A 17,949-nucleotide genomic window follows, 5' to 3' on the forward strand; every position below is an offset into this window, starting at 1 on the left:
CGAGCGCCTGCCGCCGGGCACACAGCCGCGAAAAGGCCACGCCAATCATGCTGAAAGGATCATCAGCGGCCGTCGCCCGGTCCTGATCGAAATCAAGGCACGCCCGCCAATTGGCCATAGCGTGACTTGAACGGCCCGGGCGAAAGGGATAACCACCCACTCGACTTTTCAACCTCCCTCACCCCTTCGGGTTCAAAGGAAAATTTGCCATGGCGCGCGACAAGATTGCTTTGATTGGCTCCGGTCAGATCGGCGGAACGCTGGCTCACCTCGTCGGCCTCAAGGAGCTCGGCGACGTCGTGATGTTCGACATTGCCGAAGGCGTTCCACAGGGCAAGGCGCTCGACATCGCGCAGTCCTCGCCGGTCGATGGCTTCGATGCGCACTTCACCGGCGCCAACTCTTACGAGGCGCTCGACAACGCCAAGGTGTGCATCGTCACCGCCGGCGTGCCGCGCAAGCCCGGCATGAGCCGCGACGATCTGCTGTCGATCAACCTGAAGGTGATGGAGCAGGTCGGCGCCGGCATCAAGAAGTACGCCCCCGATGCGTTCGTCATCTGCATCACCAACCCGCTCGACGCGATGGTCTGGGCGCTGCAGAAGGCCTCGAACCTTCCGGCGAAGAAGGTCGTCGGCATGGCCGGCGTGCTCGACTCCGCGCGCTTCCGCTACTTCCTGGCTGATGAGTTCAACGTCTCGGTCGAGGACGTCACTGCCTTCGTGCTCGGCGGCCATGGCGACACCATGGTGCCGCTGACCAAGTACTCGACCGTCGCCGGCATTCCGCTGCCGGATCTCGTCAAGATGGGCTGGACCTCGCAGGCGCGCATCGACGAGATCGTCGACCGCACCCGCAATGGCGGCGCCGAGATCGTCAACCTGCTCAAGACGGGTTCCGCCTACTACGCCCCGGCGGCGTCGGCGATCGCGATGGCCGAGAGCTATCTGCGCGACAAGAAGCGCGTGCTGCCCTGCGCGGCGCATCTCAACGGCGAGTTCGGCGTCAAGGACATGTATGTCGGCGTGCCCGTCGTGATCGGCTCCAAGGGTGTCGAGCGCATCGTCGAGATCGAGCTGGCCGGGAAGGACCGCGAGGCGTTCGACAAGTCGGTCGCCGCCGTCCAGGGCCTGGTCGACGCCTGCAAGAAGATCGCGCCCGACCTGCTCGGCCGCTGATCAGGGGTCATTCACGGGGCGTAGTCTCGCCCACATCGAGTTGCAGGATGTTTGGTATATGGTATACCAGGAATCCTAACAACAATTCTGGTCGTCACCCCATCGCGGGTTCGGGGAGCAAGCGCTTATGAACATTCACGAATATCAGGCCAAGGCACTGCTGCACGAGTTCGGCGTGCCGATTTCCAAGGGCGTGCCGGTTCTCCGTCCGGAGGACGCGGATGCGGCGGCGAAGACGCTAGGTGGCCCGGTCTGGGTCGTGAAGAGCCAGATCCACGCCGGCGGTCGCGGCAAGGGCAAGTTCAAGGAGGCCTCTGCCGGCGACAAGGGCGGCGTCCGCCTCGCCAAGTCGATCCAGGAGGTCAACGAGTTCGCCAAGCAGATGCTGGGCGCCACGCTGGTGACCGTGCAGACCGGTCCGGACGGCAAGCAGGTCAACCGCCTCTACATCGAGGACGGCTCGGACATCGACAAGGAATTCTATCTGTCGCTGCTGGTCGACCGCGAGACCTCGAAGGTCGCCTTCGTGGTGTCGACCGAAGGTGGCGTCAACATCGAGGACGTCGCCCACAGCACGCCTGAGAAGATCATCACCTTCTCGGTCGATCCGGCCACCGGCGTCATGGGCCATCACGGCCGCGCCGTCGCCAAGGCGCTGAAGCTCTCCGGCGACCTCGCCAAGCAGGCCGAGAAGCTGACCACCCAGCTCTACAACGCCTTCGTCGCCAAGGACATGGCGATGCTCGAGATCAACCCGCTGGTCGTCACCAAGCAGGGCCAGCTGCGCGTGCTCGACGCCAAGGTCTCGTTCGACTCCAACGCGCTGTTCAAGCACCCGGAAGTCGTCGCGCTGCGCGACGAGACCGAGGAGGACGCCAAGGAGATCGAGGCGTCGAAGTACGACCTCAACTACGTCGCGCTCGACGGCACCATCGGCTGCATGGTCAACGGCGCCGGCCTCGCCATGGCGACGATGGACATCATCAAGCTGTACGGCATGGAGCCCGCCAACTTCCTCGACGTCGGCGGCGGCGCCAGCAAGGAGAAGGTCGCGGCGGCGTTCAAGATCATCACCGCCGACCCGAACGTGAAGGGCATCCTGGTCAACATCTTCGGCGGCATCATGAAGTGCGATGTCATCGCCGAGGGCGTCGTGGCCGCGGTCAAGGAAGTGGGCCTGAAGGTGCCGCTGGTGGTGCGCCTCGAGGGCACCAATGTCGATCTCGGCAAGAAGATCATCAGCGAGTCCGGTCTGAACGTGCTGCCCGCCGACAATCTCGACGACGCCGCGCAGAAGATCGTCAAGGCCGTCAAGGGAGGCTGAGCGCCGTTTCAGGCGCTCGCTCATTCCTCACCGCAACGCTTTTAGAGAAAGCACGATGTCCATCCTCATCGACAAGAACACCAAGGTCATCTGCCAGGGCTTCACCGGCAAGAACGGCACCTTCCACTCCGAGGCGGCGATCGCTTACGGCACCAAGATGGTCGGCGGCACCTCGCCGGGCAAAGGCGGCTCGACCCATCTCGGCCTGCCGGTCTTCGACACCGTCAAGGAGGCCCGCGAGGCCACCGGCGCCGACGCATCCGTGATCTACGTGCCGCCGCCGGGCGCGGCCGACGCGATCTGCGAGGCGATCGACGCCGAGGTCCCGCTGATCGTCTGCATCACCGAGGGCATCCCGGTGCTCGACATGGTCCGGGTGAAACGCTCGCTTGTGGGATCCAAGTCGCGCCTGATCGGGCCGAACTGCCCGGGCGTCATGACCGCCGGCGAGTGCAAGATCGGCATCATGCCGGCCAACATCTTCAAGCCCGGCTCGGTCGGCATCGTGTCGCGCTCGGGCACGCTGACCTATGAAGCGGTGTTCCAGACGACGTCCGAGGGCCTGGGCCAGACCACGGCGGTCGGCATCGGCGGCGACCCGGTCAAGGGCACCGAGTTCATCGACATGCTCGAGATGTTCCTGGCCGACCCCAAGACGACCTCGATCATCATGATCGGTGAGATCGGCGGCTCGGCCGAGGAGGACGCGGCGCAGTTCATCAAGGACGAGGCGAAGCGCGGCCGCAAGAAACCGATGGTCGGATTCATCGCCGGCGTCACCGCCCCTCCCGGCCGCCGTATGGGCCATGCCGGCGCGATCATCTCGGGCGGCAAGGGCGATGCCGGCTCGAAGACCGCTGCGATGGAAGCTGCTGGTATTACAGTCTCTCCGTCTCCGGCGCGGCTTGGCAAGACGCTTGTCGAAAAGTTGAAATCCTGATTGGTTCGATCTCGGTCGCCCAACGCTCGAAAAGTTCCCCGATCAGCGAGCCTCTGGCCGGGGAGCACTTTCGGCGCCAGTTCGTGGCGATTGCTTCAGTTGTTCCTGGTCGGGAGCGGGCTTTGAGCTATCACTTTCCCATCCATTGACAGCGCTGGATGGATCGCTACTTTGTTTGATCTCCGGCCCAAATTTGGCATGGCCCTCGCGGATCGCGCCATGCACCTCTGCTCGCGCCTTCAAGTCAACGGCTGCACCGAGCATCTGGAGCAAAATTCCAATAACTACAAAGCTCAATCCTCTTGCATTCGCGGCAGGTCGCTCGCCGCCAAATTCGGAGGAGGTTTTCAAGATCTCCTGATGCTTCTTTGAGACTGATGCAAGCAACAGGGAAGACGCAGCAGCGATGGTAGTTAATTGGAGAAACTGACGGCCAAGGAGCAGCACGCCCAAGAGTTCGAGTCCCAAGCCCAGTACAGTCAGAGCCGTAGACGCTATCACAATAATCATTGAATGGTTGCCGCAGCGAGGTCGATTACCTTTGCGCCGTCAGCCGTGAACGTGATTACGTGTCCACATACGTATACTAGCAAAACCGATGCGCTGCGTATGTGGTGAACGTCCACTGGGCCATTCCTCAACCGAGCAAAAAACGATCGCAAACAGTCCTTTTCCTCAAGAGAGGGGCTGTTACTAAGATAAACGGCTACCTCCTTGGCAAACTTCGGATCGTGAGGCCCGATCTGACCCAAAACTCCCGCCGCCATAGCTCCAGCACCGTGCATTCGATCTCCCGGCACTCAACGAACATCTGAGTATTAAAGACTACCATGGAAGCGATTCTGATTCTTGCCAAGCATCGCTCGTTGCAGCGAGCCTCCTTCGATACATCGGCGCCTTCTGATGAAGAACCGCGGCGGCGTGCAAGAGTTCATATTCGGCGGGACGTAATAGGACACCGCGGATCTTTTCGGCGTCGTCTATCAGCATTAAACAAGGCGAGTAATCCAGCCGTTCAATTATCTGCTTTGAGGCAGCCCGCCTGAGAGCGACTGCCGGATACCGTAACTCTCGATCGGTCCGATGGCGGCCACGGTACACGAAGTCAGATCCGATACCTTCGAGGTTTTGTTCTGCCATATCGGCTAGGCGAAAGAAGTACTCAGGGTCGAGGATTACTCCCTGAATGCCAGATTGTTCAGCCGATCCATCAAGGACAATCAACCGGTCAGGCCCGATGAGTTCGGCTTCAGGAAACTCCGTTACAAATACGGGCTTGCCGCCCGAGTTACTTTCGTTGCCATCGGCAAACCGGGCCAGCATCGCGAATCTCTAAAAATGTAAAAAGTGTTTCTAATTTACGCCTTATTTTACAACTTGCAATAGAGTTCCAGTGAAACTCGTTTGACATTCTGGCGTTTCTTGAACGGCGTCCTCCACGGGGATCAGACTGTTGCACGCGCGAAGGTCCCGAGTCAGACTGTTGGTTTGTTCTGGAGAAGGCCGATGAATGACTCCCGAAGCGATTTTGCAAGGATCTACACGGCCCATCGGCACGCGCTAACCGGCACCAAGCCGGGTGAGCCTGAAATTGACGAGAATTACCATTACTATCTGGAATTGGTCGAGCTTGCCGGTCGTCCTGGAGATCTTCATTTCATGCTCAATGACCAGAAGGAAATGACTTGGGAGTTTTCGCCACGGGTACGGGGTGCCCCGAAAAGTTGAAATCCTGATTCAGGACTTAGTGCTTTTCGGCGCGAATATTTACAATAAATAAGGTAAACGGTCCTAACCCGAGCCTGATCCGCGTCCCCCGCGGGTCAGGCATTGCGCCGTTTTGATTGGGCGCATCGAAATTACCAGGACGCCACCATGTCTCGCCAAGATGCGAACGCCGCCTTCGCCCTGTCGTCTTTTCTGCAGGGCACCAATGCCACCTACATCGATGAGATCTACGCCCGCTACGAGAAGGACCCCGCTTCGGTCGACCCGGAGTGGCAGGAGTTCTTCAAGAGCCTGAAGGACGCGCCGGCCGACGTGCAGAAGAATGCGTCGGGCCCCTCCTGGGCGCGCAGCAACTGGCCGGTCTCCCCCCGCGACGAATTGACCTCGGCGCTGGACGGCAACTGGGCCGTCGTCGAGAAGAAGGTCGGCGAGAAGATCGCCGCCAAGGCCCAGACGAAGGGCGTCGAACTGTCGGTGGCCGACGTCAATCAGGCCACCCGCGACTCTGTCCGCGCGTTGATGCTGATCCGCGCCTACCGCATGCGCGGCCACTTCCACGCCAAGCTCGATCCCCTCGGCATCGAGGCGCCGCGCAACCGTGAGGAACTCGATCCACGCTCCTACGGCTTCACCGAGGCCGACTACGACCGCAAGATCTTCCTCGATCACGTGCTCGGCCTCGAATACGGCAGCCTGCGTGAGATCGTCGCGATCTGCGAGCGCACCTACTGCCAGACGCTCGGCGTCGAGTTCATGCACATCACGAACGCCGCGCAGAAGGCCTGGATTCAGGAGCGCATCGAGGGACCGGACAAGGAAATCTCGTTCACCCGCGAGGGCCGTCGCGCCATCCTGACCAAACTGATCGAGGCCGAGGGCTTCGAGAAGTTCTGCGACGTCAAGTTCACCGGTACCAAGCGCTTCGGCCTCGACGGCGGCGAGTCGCTGATTCCGGCGCTGGAGCAGATCATCAAGCGCGGCGGCAATCTCGGCGTGAAGGAGATCGTGCTGGGCATGCCGCACCGCGGCCGCCTCAACGTGCTGACCCAGGTGATGGGCAAGCCGCACCGCGCGCTGTTCCACGAGTTCAAGGGCGGCTCGGCCAATCCCGACGCGGTCGAAGGCTCCGGCGACGTCAAGTACCACCTCGGCGCCTCCTCGGACCGCGAGTTCGACGGCAACCGCATCCATCTGTCGCTGACTGCCAATCCGTCGCATCTGGAGATCGTCGATCCCGTGGTGCTCGGCAAGGTCCGCGCCAAGCAGGACCAGCATGGCGATCCGCCGGACATGCGCATCTCGGTGCTGCCGCTCTTGATGCATGGCGATGCCGCCTTCGCCGGCCAGGGCGTCGTGGCGGAGTGCTTCGCGCTGTCCGACCTGAAAGGCTACCGGACCGGTGGCTCGATTCATTTCATCGTCAACAACCAGATCGGCTTCACGACCTATCCGCGCTATTCGCGCTCGTCGCCCTATCCGTCCGACGTCGCCAAGATGATCGACGCGCCGATCTTCCACGTCAACGGCGACGATCCGGAAGCCGTCGTGTTCGCGGCCAAGGTCGCGATCGAGTTCCGGCAGAAGTTCCACAAGCCGGTCGTGATCGACATGTTCTGCTACCGCAGGCATGGCCACAACGAGGGCGACGAGCCGGCCTTCACCCAGCCGGTGATGTACAAGAAGATCGGCGCCCATGCGTCGACCCTGGAGATCTACTCCAAGCGGCTGGTCGCCGAAGGCGTCATGACCGAGGGTGAGGTCGAGAAGGCCAAGGGAGACTGGCGCGCCCGTCTCGACGCCGAGTTCGAGGCCGGTACGTCCTATCGCCCGAACAAGGCCGACTGGCTCGACGGCAAGTGGGCAGGCTTCAAATCCGCCGACCAGGAGGAGGAGGCGCGCCGCGGCGTTACCGGCGTCGAGATCGACCGCCTCAAGGAGATCGGCCGCAAGATCACCAAGGTGCCGGACGGCTTCCGCGTGCACCGGACGATCCAGCGCTTCCTTGAGAACCGCGCCAAGGCGATCGACAGCGGCATCGGGCTCGACTGGGCGACCGGCGAAGCGCTGGCGTACTGTTCGCTGCTGCTCGAAGGCCACAAGGTTCGTCTCTCCGGTCAGGATAGCGAGCGAGGCACCTTCTCGCAGCGCCATTCGGTGCTGATCGACCAGGAGGACGAGAGCCGCTACACGCCGTTCAACCATCTGGCGCCAGAGCAGGGCCACTTCGAGGTCATCAACTCGCTGCTCTCGGAAGAAGCCGTGCTCGGCTTCGAATACGGCTACTCGCTCGCAGAGCCGACCGCGCTGACCCTCTGGGAGGCACAGTTCGGCGACTTCGCCAACGGCGCCCAGGTGTTGTTCGACCAGTTCATCTCGTCGGGTGAGCGTAAATGGTTGCGCATGTCCGGCTTGGTCTGCCTGCTGCCGCACGGCTACGAGGGCCAGGGCCCCGAGCATTCGTCGGCACGCCTCGAGCGCTATCTGCAGATGTGCGCCGAGGACAACATGCAGGTGGTCTATCCGACTACGCCGGCGAACTACTTCCACGTGCTGCGGCGACAGTTGCATCGCGAGATCCGCAAGCCGCTGATCGTGATGACGCCGAAATCGCTGCTGCGCCACAAGCGCGCGGTGTCGCGGCTCGAGGAGCTCGCCAAGGGCACGACGTTCCACCGCATCCTGTACGATGACGCGCAGATGCAGGCGGACGACAAGACCAGGCTGGTGCCGGACGAGCAGATCCGCCGCATCGTGCTGTGCTCGGGCAAGGTCTATTACGACCTCTATGACGAGCGCGAGAAGCGCGGGCTGAACGACGTCTACCTGATGCGCGTCGAGCAGCTCTATCCGGTGCCGCTCAAGGCGCTGGTCGCCGAGCTCGGCCGCTTCAAGAACGCCGAAGTGGTGTGGTGCCAGGAAGAGCCGCGCAACATGGGCGCCTGGCACTTCATCGAGCCCTATCTGGAATGGGTGATGAACCAGACCGGCGGCAAGAGCAAGCGTCCGCGCTATGCCGGCCGTGCCGCCTCTGCAGCGACCGCGACGGGCCTGATGTCGAAGCATCTCGCCCAGCTGAAGGCGCTGCTCGACGAAGCCTTGAACTGAACCTGCCTTTTTGACGCGCCCCGCAACCTGCGGGGCGCAAGTACATCGCGTTGATCGTCCGTCCCGCATCGCTTGCCCGCCGCAAGGCGATGGCGGACCGGCTTTATGACCGCACGGGTTATTGAGGACAAAGACCATGACTGAAATTCGCGTTCCGACGCTGGGTGAATCCGTCACCGAAGCCACCATCGGCCGCTGGTTCAAGAAGGCCGGCGACGCCGTGGCGGTCGACGAGCCCCTCGTCGAGCTCGAGACCGACAAGGTGACGATCGAGGTGCCCGCGCCATCGGCCGGCACGCTCGGTGAGATCATCGCCAAGGATGGCGAGACCGTCGCTGTCGGCGCGCTGCTCGGCCAGATCACCGATGGCGCGGCCGCTACGAAGTCGGCCGCTGCTGCTCCCGCCGCGGCTCCGGCGAAGCCCGCCGCGGCTGCCCCTGCTGCCGCTCCAGCGCCGGCCAAGGCGCTGCCCGCCGATACGCCGCAGGCCCCGTCGGTGCGCAAGCTCTCCGCCGAGAGCGGAGTCGATGCCACCACAGTGCCGGGCTCTGGCAAGGATGGCCGCGTCACCAAGGGCGACATGCTGGCGGCGATCGAGCGCGCCGCCTCCGCCCCGACCCCGGTCAATCAGCCGGCGGCTTCCGTGCAAGTGCGTGCGCCGTCGCCGGCGGATGACGCCGCGCGCGAGGAGCGCGTGAAGATGACCCGGCTGCGCCAGACCATCGCGCGCCGCCTCAAGGACGTGCAGAACACCGCAGCGATGCTGACGACCTTCAACGAGGTCGACATGACCAACGTCATGGCGCTGCGCAGCCAGTACAAGGATGTGTTCGAGAAGAAGCACGGCTCGAAGCTCGGCTTCATGGGCTTCTTCACCAAGGCCGTCGTGCAGGCGCTGAAGGACATCCCGGCCGTGAACGCCGAGATCGACGGCAGCGATCTCATCTACAAGAACTACTACCACATCGGCGTCGCCGTCGGCACCGACAAGGGACTGGTCGTGCCGGTCGTGCGCGACTGCGACCACAAGTCGATCGCCGACATCGAGAAGGGCATCGCCGATTTCGGCCGCCGCGCCCGCGACGGTCAGCTCAAGATCGACGAGATGCAGGGCGGCACCTTCACGATCACCAATGGCGGCATCTACGGCTCGCTGATGTCGACCCCGATCCTGAACGCGCCGCAGTCCGGCATTCTCGGCATGCACAAGATCCAGGAACGGCCGGTGGTCGTCGGCGGCAAGATAGAGGTCCGGCCGATGATGTATCTGGCGCTGTCCTACGACCATCGTGTCATTGACGGCAAGGAAGCCGTGACCTTCCTGGTGCGCGTCAAGGAGAGCCTGGAAGATCCGGCGCGGCTGGTGCTGGATCTCTGAGGCGAACGACGACTTGACGAATTGAGGCGCGCCTGGCAGCGCGCCTCAGACCTAACGGGGGCCAGCATGACCGACAGGGTTGCAGTGATCACCGGCGGCAGCCGCGGCATCGGCCGCGCCACTGCCCTTGCCGCCGCGGCGCGCGGCTTCAAGATCGTGGTCGGCTACGCCTCGAACGAGGCGGCAGCGCAGAGCACGGTCGCCGCGATCGAGGCCAAGAACGGCAAGGCGATCGCGGTGAAATGCGACGTCGGCCGCGAGCACGACATCCTCGCGCTGTTCAAGGCCGCCGACAAGTTCGGCACGCTCGGCGCGCTCATCAACAATGCCGGCATCGTCGGCCCGACCTCGCGCGTCGACGAGATGAGCGCGGAGCGCATCGAGCGGCTGATGGCGGTCAACGTCACCGGCAGCATCCTCTGCGCCCGCGAGGCCGTGAAGCGGATGTCGACGCGGCATGGCGGCCAGGGTGGCGTCATCATCAACCTGTCGTCGGTCGCCGCCAAGCTCGGCTCGCCGAACACCTATGTCGACTACGCCGCCTCGAAGGGTGCGATCGATTCCTTCACCATCGGTCTGGCCCACGAGGTCGCGAGCGAGGGCATCCGCGTCGCCGCCATTCGCCCCGGCCTGATCGATACCGACATTCACGCCTCCGGCGGCGAGCCCGATCGCGCCCATCGCCTCGCGCCGATGGTGCCGATGAAGCGCGTCGGCACCGCGGAGGAAATCGCCAATGCCATCGTCTGGCTGCTGTCCGACGAGGCTTCCTATGTCACTTCGGCCATTCTCGACGTGTCGGGCGGACGCTGACGACCGTCATCATCTCTGACTACAAAGCTTACGGAACATTCGATCATGGCTAACTACGATCTCGTCGTCATCGGCACCGGCCCCGGTGGTTATGTCTGCGCCATCCGCGCGGCGCAGCTCGGCATGAAGGTGGCCGTGGTCGAGAAGAACGCCACCCTCGGCGGCACCTGTCTCAATGTCGGCTGCATGCCGTCGAAGGCGCTCCTGCACGCGTCTGAATTGTTCGAGGAGGCCGGGCACTCCTTCGCCAAGATGGGCATCAAGGTGCCGGCGCCGGAGATCGATCTGCCGGCGATGATGAACTTCAAGCAGCAGGGCATCGACGGCAACGTCAAGGGCGTCGAGTTCCTGATGAAGAAGAACAAGATCGACGTGCTCGTGGGCAAGGGCAAGATCCTCGGCACCGGCAAGCTGCAGGTCACCGGCAATGACGGTGCTGCGCAGACCGTCGAGACCAAGAACATCGTCATCGCCACCGGCTCGGACATCGCGCGCCTCAAGGGCATCGAGATCGACGAGAAGCGCATCGTGTCCTCGACCGGCGCGCTGTCGCTGGACAAGGTGCCGTCGAGCCTGCTCGTCGTCGGCGCCGGCGTGATCGGCCTTGAGCTCGGCTCGGTGTGGCGCCGCCTCGGCGCCAAGGTCACCGTGGTCGAATTCCTCGACCGCATCCTGCCCGGCATGGACGGCGAGATCGCAAAACAATTTCAGCGCATCCTCGAGAAGCAGGGCTTTGCGTTCAAGCTCGGCGCCAAGGTCACCGGCGTCGACACGTCGGGCGCGACGCTGTCGGCGACCATCGAGCCCGCAGCGGGCGGAGCCGCTGAAAAGATCGAAGCCGATGTCGTGCTGGTGGCGATCGGCCGCGTGCCCTACACCGAGGGACTCGGTCTGCAGGAAGCGGGCGTCATCATCGATAATCGCGGCCGCGTCCAGATCGATCATCATTTCGCGACCAGCGTGCCCGGCGTCTACGCCATCGGCGACGTCGTCGCGGGCCCGATGCTCGCGCACAAGGCCGAAGACGAGGGCGTCGCTGTCGCGGAGATTCTCGCGGGCCAGGCCGGCCACGTGAACTACGACGTCATTCCGGGCGTGGTCTACACCACGCCCGAAGTGGCCTCCGTCGGCAAGACCGAGGACGAGCTGAAGCAGGCCGGCGTCGCCTATACCGTCGGCAAGTTTCCGTTTACCGCGAACGGCCGTTCCAAGGTCAACCAGACCACTGACGGTTTCGTGAAGATCCTCGCCGATGCGAAGACCGATCGCGTGCTCGGCGCCCATATCATCGGCCGCGAAGCCGGGGAAATAATTCACGAGGCCGCCGTATTGATGGAGTTCGGTGGCTCTGCCGAGGATCTTGCGCGCACCTGCCACGCGCATCCAACGCGCTCGGAGGCCGTCAAGGAAGCCGCGCTTGCGGTGGGTAAGCGGGCCATCCATATGTGATGGACGCCCGGAGGCGCCTTAGGTGGGTGCGACAAAACGCCCCGCTTATGACGCTGAACCGAACGGCAAGGCGCGAGGTCCTATCGTCATAGCGGCCTCAACCCTCGGGGCCCGGCGGAGATGGAGTCCGATGCTGCGCCGCCTGCTTCAGCCGTTCTGGGTTCTGCTTGCGATCATCTTCCTGATCGAGGCCTGGCTGTGGGACCATCTCGAGCCGGTCGTGGCGCGCATCGTCGCCGCGATTCCGCTGCGGAGCTTGAAGCACTGGCTTGCCGCGCGGATCGAGACGCTGTCTCCGGCGCTGACCTTGATCGTCTTCGTCGTGCCGGTCGTGCTGTTGTTTCCGCTCAAGCTGCTTGGCATGTGGCTGCTGATGCACCATCAGTGGAAGCTCGCGCTGGCCACGATCGTGTCCGGCAAGATCGTCGGTGTCGGTGTCACCGCATTCATCTTCGACGTCACGCGCAGCAAGCTGCTGCAGATGGGCTGGTTCGCCTGGCTGTATGAGGCCGTGCTCACGCTGCGCAGCAAAGCCTCGGCCCTCGTCGAGCCGATCAAGCAGCGTGTCCGTGAGGTCGTCGGCGAGTTGCTTCGGGGCAATACCCGCGGCTGGTCGGCCCGCGTGGTTCGCCAGATCCTGCGCTTCCGCCGCAGCGTGCAGGCGCGCTGATCTGGAACGTCATCCTGCCACGTGGTTTGCTTCGTCACATCCGTCGTCATTCCGGGGCAGTCGTCAGTGCGCGTCAGCGCGCGGGCGATTGAACCCGGAATCTCGAGATTGTTGAAAATGAACGCCAGCCAAGTTCGAGATTCCGGGTTCAAGGCCTGCGGCCTTGCCCCGGAATGACGGTGCTTGTGGCTCAACTGGTCGAAAACGCGACCGCTAATGCAGATGCAAGAGATGCGGCTGGAACAGGCCGAGCAGCGTCATGGCGATCCCGATCAGTGCGAGCCCACCGGAGGCCCAGGCCAGCACGATCATTCCCGTAATGATCGTCGCCGACGCCAGCACGATGCCGATCTGAAAAGCGGCCGACGCCAATTCGTAGTGGTGATATTTCGCCGTCGCCTCGTCGCGCTCGTGCTCGGCGTGCTTGGCGCGTTCAGCGAGCTGCTCGCTGCCTTCGCCGGTCTCCGGCTCCGAACGATAGCGCGCGGCATTCTTCTGCCAGTCATCGATCTGCTTCTGCAACGCCGCCTTGGCCGCCTCGTCCGGCAGCGCCGGCAGGTTCAGCTTGCCCTGCTCGGCCGCGGTCTGCACCACGGTGCGGCGCACGGTCTTGGCCTGGAAGAAGGCCCAGAGGTTGGATGCCTCGACGTTCTTGCTGATCGATTCGGTCTGCGCGCCCTTGCCGAGCGTTTCCGACAGCGCCAGGAACAGCGCGATGACGGCGATCAGCAGCGCGATCTTCTTGTTCTCGCCGGAGGCATGCTCGGCGTGCTCCGCATGCTCCATGCTCTCATGTGCGCTCATCTGTTCCCCTCCGGATCAAGCGAGGGAGACGATTGCCGGAACCACGGTGGTCGCGCAAGGGAAACGATGTGACGGAACGGTGTCAGCGCCGCGGATGCGCCGACGCGTAGACCTGCAGCAGCCGTTCAGAATCGATGCCGGTATAGATCTGCGTGGTCGACAACGAGGCGTGGCCGAGCAGCTCCTGGATCGCGCGCAGATCGCCGCCGCGCGACAGCAGGTGCGTGGCGAAGGAGTGGCGCAGCGCGTGCGGCGTGGCGCTGTCGGGCAGGCCGAGCGCGCCGCGCAGCCGCTCCATCGCGAGCTGAATGATGCGCGGGCTCAACGGACCGCCCTTGGCGCCGACGAACATCGGCCCAGCTCCCGGAAGCGGGTAGGGGCAGAGCCTGGCGTACTCGTCGATCAGCTGCAGCACGTTCTGCAGCACCGGCACCATGCGCGTCTTGTTGCCCTTGCCGGTCACGACCAGCACGTCGCCTTCGCCCGGCCGCGGCACCTCGCGGCGTTTCAATCCGAGCGCCTCTGAGATGCGCAGGCCGGAGCCATACAGCAGCGCCATGACCGCGGCGTCGCGCGCCAGCACCCAGGTCTCGCGGGTCTCGCCGGCACGCTCGTCGGCATCGGCGAGGCGCTTGGCGGCGTCCATCGGCAGCGGCTTCGGCAGGCTCTTGGCGATCTTTGGCGCGCGGATTCCCGAGAGGGCGCCGACCTTGCCTTTGCCCTCGCGCTCCAGGAAACGACCGAACGAGCGCAAGCCTGCCAGCGTCCGCATCAGGGAGCGTCCGGCGATGTCGTCGGCGCGCCGCATCGCCATGAAGGCCCGGATGTCGGCGGCTTCCAGCACCGCAAAGCGCGCCAATGTCACCGGCTCACCCCAATGGGTGCAGAGGAATTGCAGGCATTGCCGCAGGTCGCGGGCGTAGGCCTCGACCGTCTTCGGGGACAGCCGGCGCTCGCTGCGCAGATGCGCCAGCCACTGCATCATCGCGCGCACCACGCCGTCATCGGCGCCGATCAGGTCGGAGAGCTCCGGCGCATCGTCGGCATCCGTTTCAGGTGGTCGCGTCTGCTTTGCCATGCGTGCGTGCCCAGCGATGGGACGAGGTCCTGCGAGCTTGTCGGCCGCCGCGAATGCGGTCTGCGCCTCTCCCCGCCTGCGGGGGGGGGGAGGTCGGATTGCATCGTCAGATGCAATCCGGGTGAGGGGGTACAGGTCTCACGGCGAACACGTCCCGTGCGTCTGCCCCTCATCCCAGCCCTCTCCCCGCAAGAGCGGGGCGAGGGAGCGCAGCGGCGCTCGCGGCGAGAAGCTCGGTCTCAACCCGTCGGTTCATCTATATATATCGCATCCTCGTCCTTTACCGTTCGCTAACTTTGCCGGGCGGCTTTCGCTTCAGCCCGAGCAAGGCTATCTCCGCCCTCATGGACCGCCCGACCGATCTCTTTCCAGGTGCAGTCAGCACGGCCGGCGTGGTCGACGTGCTGGTTCCGGTCGCGCTCGACCACACGTATTCCTACCGCGTGCCGCGCGGCATGGCGCTGAAGCCCGGCGATGTCGTCGGCGTGCCGCTGGGGCCGCGCGAGGTGCTGGCGGTGGTGTGGGCGGAGAACGCCAATCCCGATCCGCGACTGCACAACAGGCTGAAGGACGTCAGCGAGAAGCTCGACGTGCCGCCGCTCAAGCCGGAGCTGCGGTCGCTGGTCGACTGGGTCGCCAATTACACGCTGTCGCCGCGCGGCATGGTGCTGCGGATGTGCCTTCGCATGGGCGAGCATCTCGGGCCGGAGCGCGTTCGCCTCGGCGTCCGGCTGGTCGGCGAGCCGCCAAAGCGGCTGACGCCAGCGCGGCGGCGGGTGATCGAGGCGGTGTCGGATGGCCTGCTGCACGGAAAGTCCGACCTCGTCCGCGAGATCGGCGTCTCCGGCAGCGTGATCGACGGCCTGGTCGACGAGGGGACGCTGACGGTCGAGGCGATGCCGCGGGCCTTGCCGCCGCCGACGCCGGACCCGTCCTTCGCCCAGCCCGAGTTCTTCGATGCACAGTTGGCCGGCGTCGAGGCGATGCGGGCGCTGGCTGCCAATGGCGGCTTTCAGGTCGCGCTGCTCGATGGCGTCACCGGCTCCGGCAAGACCGAGGTGTATTTCGAGGCGGTGGCCGAGACCGTCCGCCGCGGCCGGCAGTCGCTGATCCTGATGCCGGAGATCGCGCTGACCGGGCAGTTCCTCGACCGCTTCTCGCGCCGTTTCGGCGTGCGCCCGCTGGAATGGCATTCCGAGCTGACGCCGCGCACGCGCCAGCGCAACTGGGCGGCCATCGCCGCCGGCGAGGCGCCGGTCGTGGTCGGCGCGCGCTCGGCGCTGTTTCTGCCCTACGCCGATCTCGGCCTGATCGTCGTCGATGAGGAGCACGACCAGGCCTACAAGCAGGACGAGGGCGCGCACTACCACGCCCGCGACATGGCGGTGGTGCGCGGCCACATCGCCAAATTCCCGGTCGTGCTGGCGTCAGCGACGCCCTCGGTCGAGACCGAGGTCAATGCGCGCAAGGGCCGCTACCAGCGCGTCGCGCTGCCGTCGCGCTTCGGCGGCCAGCACATGCCGCACATCGAGGCGATCGATCTCAGGCGCGAGCCGCCGCCGCGCGGCCGCTACATCTCGCCGCGGTTGGCGGGCGAGATCCGCACCGCGATCGAGCGCGGCGAGCAGGCGCTGCTGTTTCTCAATCGCCGCGGCTATGCGCCGCTGACCTTGTGCCGCGCCTGCGGCCACCGTTTTGCTTGCACCATCTGCGACGCTTGGCTGGTCGACCATCGTTTTCGCCAGCGCCTGGTCTGCCACCATTGCGGGTTCTCGATGGCCCGGCCGCCGGCCTGTCCGCATTGCGCCGCCGAGGAATCGCTGGTCGCGGTCGGCCCGGGCGTCGAGCGGCTGCAGGAGGAGGCGGCCGCGCTGTTTCCCGACGCGCGCAGCATGGTGCTGTCGAGCGACCTGATCACCTCGATCGAGACCATGCGCGCCGAACTCACGGAGATCGCGGAAGGCCGCGTCGACCTCATCATCGGCACCCAGCTCGTGGCCAAGGGCCACAACTTCCCTCGGCTCAATCTGGTCGGCGTGGTCGACGCCGATCTCGGCCTCGGCAACGGCGATCCGCGCGCCGCCGAGCGCACCTGGCAGCTCCTCAACCAGGTGATCGGCCGTGCCGGCCGCGAGCAGGGCAGGGGGAGGGGCTATCTGCAGACGCACCAGCCCGAGCATCCCGTCATGAAGGCGCTGATCGCCTGCGACCGCGAGGCCTTCTACACCAGCGAAATCGACGTTCGCGAGCGCACGGGTTACCCGCCGTTCGGCCGGCTGGCGAGCCTGATCATTTCGGCAGGGGACAGGCCGACTGCGGAAGGCTTCGCGCGCCGGCTGGTGGCGTCAGCGCCGCGTGAGGAGGGGGTGCTGCTGCTCGGCCCGGCCGAGGCGCCGCTCGCGGTGATCAAGGGCCGCTACCGCTTCCGGCTGCTGCTCAAGTCGGCGCGCAATTTCGATCTGTCGGATTATCTGCGCCACTGGCTGGCACATGCCGAGAAGCCACGCGGCAATCTCAAGCTCGAGGTCGACGTCGACCCGCAGAGCTTCTTGTAGCGGTTGGCACCGCTCTCTCCACCGTCATTGCGAGGAGCGCAGCGACGAAGCAATCCAGAGTCCCGACAAGGCTCCTGGATTGCTTCGCTGCGCTCGCAATGACGCGCGGATAGATCGGTGGCTTACGACACGACCTCGGCGGTGACGCGGCCGACGCCGGCGCGGGTCAGGCCGATGGCGCGGGCGGCGCCGGTCGAGAGGTCGAGCACACGGCCGCGGATGAACGGGCCGCGATCATTGACGGTGACGATGACGCTGGCGCCGCCATGGGTGACGCGCAGCTTGGTGCCGAACGGCAGCGAGCGGTGGGCGCAGGTCATGGCGTTGGCGTTCATGCGCTGGCCGGACGCGGTGCGGCTGCCGGACTCGTTGCCGTAGTACGATGCCATGCCGGAGAAGGTGCGGCCCGTGCCGGATGACGGCGCGACCGATGCGTTGGCGTTCATCCAGGACGAGTTGTTCGACCAGCCGTTCGAAAACGAGTCTGCCGCGGGCTGGGCGGCCTGGCGCGCCATATGATGATGGTGGTGGCGCGCGTGGTGATGGTGGTGCCTGGACCGGGCCGAGGCTTCGGTGGCGCTGCCGCCGACGATCAGCGTCACGGCAACAGCGAGCGCGGTGCGCGAGCCGGCGATCTTGCCAGCCGAGAGGTTCTTCAGTTTCAGCATCTGGATCTGTCCCTCGAAACAGTATTGCTGCGTTCTGCAGCCAGTGGACCCCCGTCAGGTGTTGAGGCGCGCGCCGTTTGATGTCGCAATGAGGCACGAATGGGGCAGTAGAAATTGTTCCGCTCGGATCGGAATATCTTGGGACTGGTGATCTTCATCACCGAAAATTCCGTAATCCGCCCGTTTAACGCTTCATTAACTAATTAATACTTTCAAGTACTGTCGTGTTAAGTCGTCATTGAGGTTGTGAAGATGTTGC

The 17,949-nt window shown here is 64.6% G+C and carries 15 protein-coding genes; 10 read left to right on the forward strand and 5 right to left on the reverse strand.

Annotation, left to right across the window (positions count from 1 at the left end; translation table 11 throughout):
• Nucleotides 1-209 precede the first annotated feature (209 nt).
• The 3 genes from mdh (at nucleotide 210) to sucD (ending at nucleotide 3,442) form a co-directional block, all read left to right on the forward strand.
• Nucleotides 210-1,178, forward strand: coding sequence for a malate dehydrogenase (gene mdh / locus QX010_RS15345; protein ID WP_315800703.1), 969 nt, complete (start codon nucleotides 210-212; stop codon nucleotides 1,176-1,178).
• A gap of 127 nt (nucleotides 1,179-1,305) precedes the next feature.
• Entirely contained in the window at nucleotides 1,306-2,502 is a 1,197-nt protein-coding gene (gene sucC, locus QX010_RS15350) for an ADP-forming succinate--CoA ligase subunit beta (RefSeq protein ID WP_315800702.1), read from the forward strand.
• A 55-nt stretch (nucleotides 2,503-2,557) separates the two neighbouring features.
• Nucleotides 2,558-3,442, forward strand: coding sequence for a succinate--CoA ligase subunit alpha (gene sucD / locus QX010_RS15355; protein WP_172112915.1), 885 nt, complete (start codon nucleotides 2,558-2,560; stop codon nucleotides 3,440-3,442).
• A gap of 42 nt (nucleotides 3,443-3,484) precedes the next feature.
• Here sucD and QX010_RS15360 read toward each other — a convergent pair whose 3' ends face one another.
• Nucleotides 3,485-3,895 carry a hypothetical protein gene (locus QX010_RS15360; protein ID WP_316180317.1) on the reverse strand — a complete coding sequence of 137 codons (411 nt, stop codon included), beginning with the start codon at nucleotides 3,893-3,895 and terminating at the stop codon, nucleotides 3,485-3,487.
• Between the two features lie 372 nt (nucleotides 3,896-4,267).
• The gene (locus QX010_RS15365) at nucleotides 4,268-4,765 is read right to left on the reverse strand and encodes a hypothetical protein (RefSeq protein WP_316180319.1); all 498 of its coding nucleotides are present in this window, start codon (nucleotides 4,763-4,765) and stop codon (nucleotides 4,268-4,270) included.
• A gap of 183 nt (nucleotides 4,766-4,948) precedes the next feature.
• On the opposite strand from QX010_RS15365, the gene QX010_RS15370 reads away from it, so the two are divergent.
• The 6 genes from QX010_RS15370 (at nucleotide 4,949) to QX010_RS15395 (ending at nucleotide 12,585) form a co-directional block, all read left to right on the forward strand.
• A complete protein-coding gene (locus tag QX010_RS15370; protein ID WP_316180321.1) occupies nucleotides 4,949-5,170 on the forward strand; it encodes a hypothetical protein in 222 nt (73 codons plus the stop codon).
• A 147-nt stretch (nucleotides 5,171-5,317) separates the two neighbouring features.
• Nucleotides 5,318-8,275, forward strand: a complete 2,958-nt coding sequence (locus tag QX010_RS15375; RefSeq protein WP_316180323.1) for a 2-oxoglutarate dehydrogenase E1 component — start codon at nucleotides 5,318-5,320, stop codon at nucleotides 8,273-8,275.
• A gap of 136 nt (nucleotides 8,276-8,411) precedes the next feature.
• Nucleotides 8,412-9,653: a 2-oxoglutarate dehydrogenase complex dihydrolipoyllysine-residue succinyltransferase gene (gene odhB, locus QX010_RS15380; protein ID WP_316180324.1), complete on the forward strand. Its 1,242-nt coding sequence runs from the start codon at nucleotides 8,412-8,414 to the stop codon at nucleotides 9,651-9,653.
• Between the two features lie 66 nt (nucleotides 9,654-9,719).
• Entirely contained in the window at nucleotides 9,720-10,466 is a 747-nt protein-coding gene (locus tag QX010_RS15385; RefSeq protein ID WP_315800699.1) for an SDR family oxidoreductase, read from the forward strand.
• Between the two features lie 45 nt (nucleotides 10,467-10,511).
• Nucleotides 10,512-11,915 (forward strand): dihydrolipoyl dehydrogenase, encoded by a 1,404-nt coding sequence (lpdA, locus tag QX010_RS15390; RefSeq protein WP_315800698.1) that lies wholly within the window; start codon nucleotides 10,512-10,514, stop codon nucleotides 11,913-11,915.
• Nucleotides 11,916-12,045: 130 nt separating this feature from the next.
• Nucleotides 12,046-12,585 carry a hypothetical protein gene (locus tag QX010_RS15395; RefSeq protein ID WP_316180326.1) on the forward strand — a complete coding sequence of 180 codons (540 nt, stop codon included), beginning with the start codon at nucleotides 12,046-12,048 and terminating at the stop codon, nucleotides 12,583-12,585.
• 213 nt (nucleotides 12,586-12,798) lie between these two features.
• Here QX010_RS15395 and QX010_RS15400 read toward each other — a convergent pair whose 3' ends face one another.
• Together QX010_RS15400 and QX010_RS15405 are read right to left on the reverse strand one after the other, a co-directional pair.
• The gene (locus QX010_RS15400; RefSeq protein ID WP_315800696.1) at nucleotides 12,799-13,389 is read right to left on the reverse strand and encodes a DUF4337 domain-containing protein; all 591 of its coding nucleotides are present in this window, start codon (nucleotides 13,387-13,389) and stop codon (nucleotides 12,799-12,801) included.
• Between the two features lie 82 nt (nucleotides 13,390-13,471).
• Nucleotides 13,472-14,374 carry a tyrosine recombinase XerC gene (locus tag QX010_RS15405; protein WP_410051389.1) on the reverse strand — a complete coding sequence of 301 codons (903 nt, stop codon included), beginning with the start codon at nucleotides 14,372-14,374 and terminating at the stop codon, nucleotides 13,472-13,474.
• Between the two features lie 437 nt (nucleotides 14,375-14,811).
• Between QX010_RS15405 and QX010_RS15410 the strand changes: the two genes are divergently transcribed.
• Nucleotides 14,812-17,022, forward strand: a complete 2,211-nt coding sequence (locus QX010_RS15410; RefSeq protein WP_316180330.1) for a primosomal protein N' — start codon at nucleotides 14,812-14,814, stop codon at nucleotides 17,020-17,022.
• A gap of 122 nt (nucleotides 17,023-17,144) precedes the next feature.
• Here QX010_RS15410 and QX010_RS15415 read toward each other — a convergent pair whose 3' ends face one another.
• Nucleotides 17,145-17,690, reverse strand: a complete 546-nt coding sequence (locus QX010_RS15415; RefSeq protein WP_316180332.1) for a septal ring lytic transglycosylase RlpA family protein — start codon at nucleotides 17,688-17,690, stop codon at nucleotides 17,145-17,147.
• Nucleotides 17,691-17,949: the final 259 nt, after the last annotated feature.

This window comes from Bradyrhizobium sp. SZCCHNRI1009, from assembly GCF_032487575.1.
Taxonomy (GTDB): Bacteria; Pseudomonadota; Alphaproteobacteria; order Rhizobiales; family Xanthobacteraceae; genus Bradyrhizobium.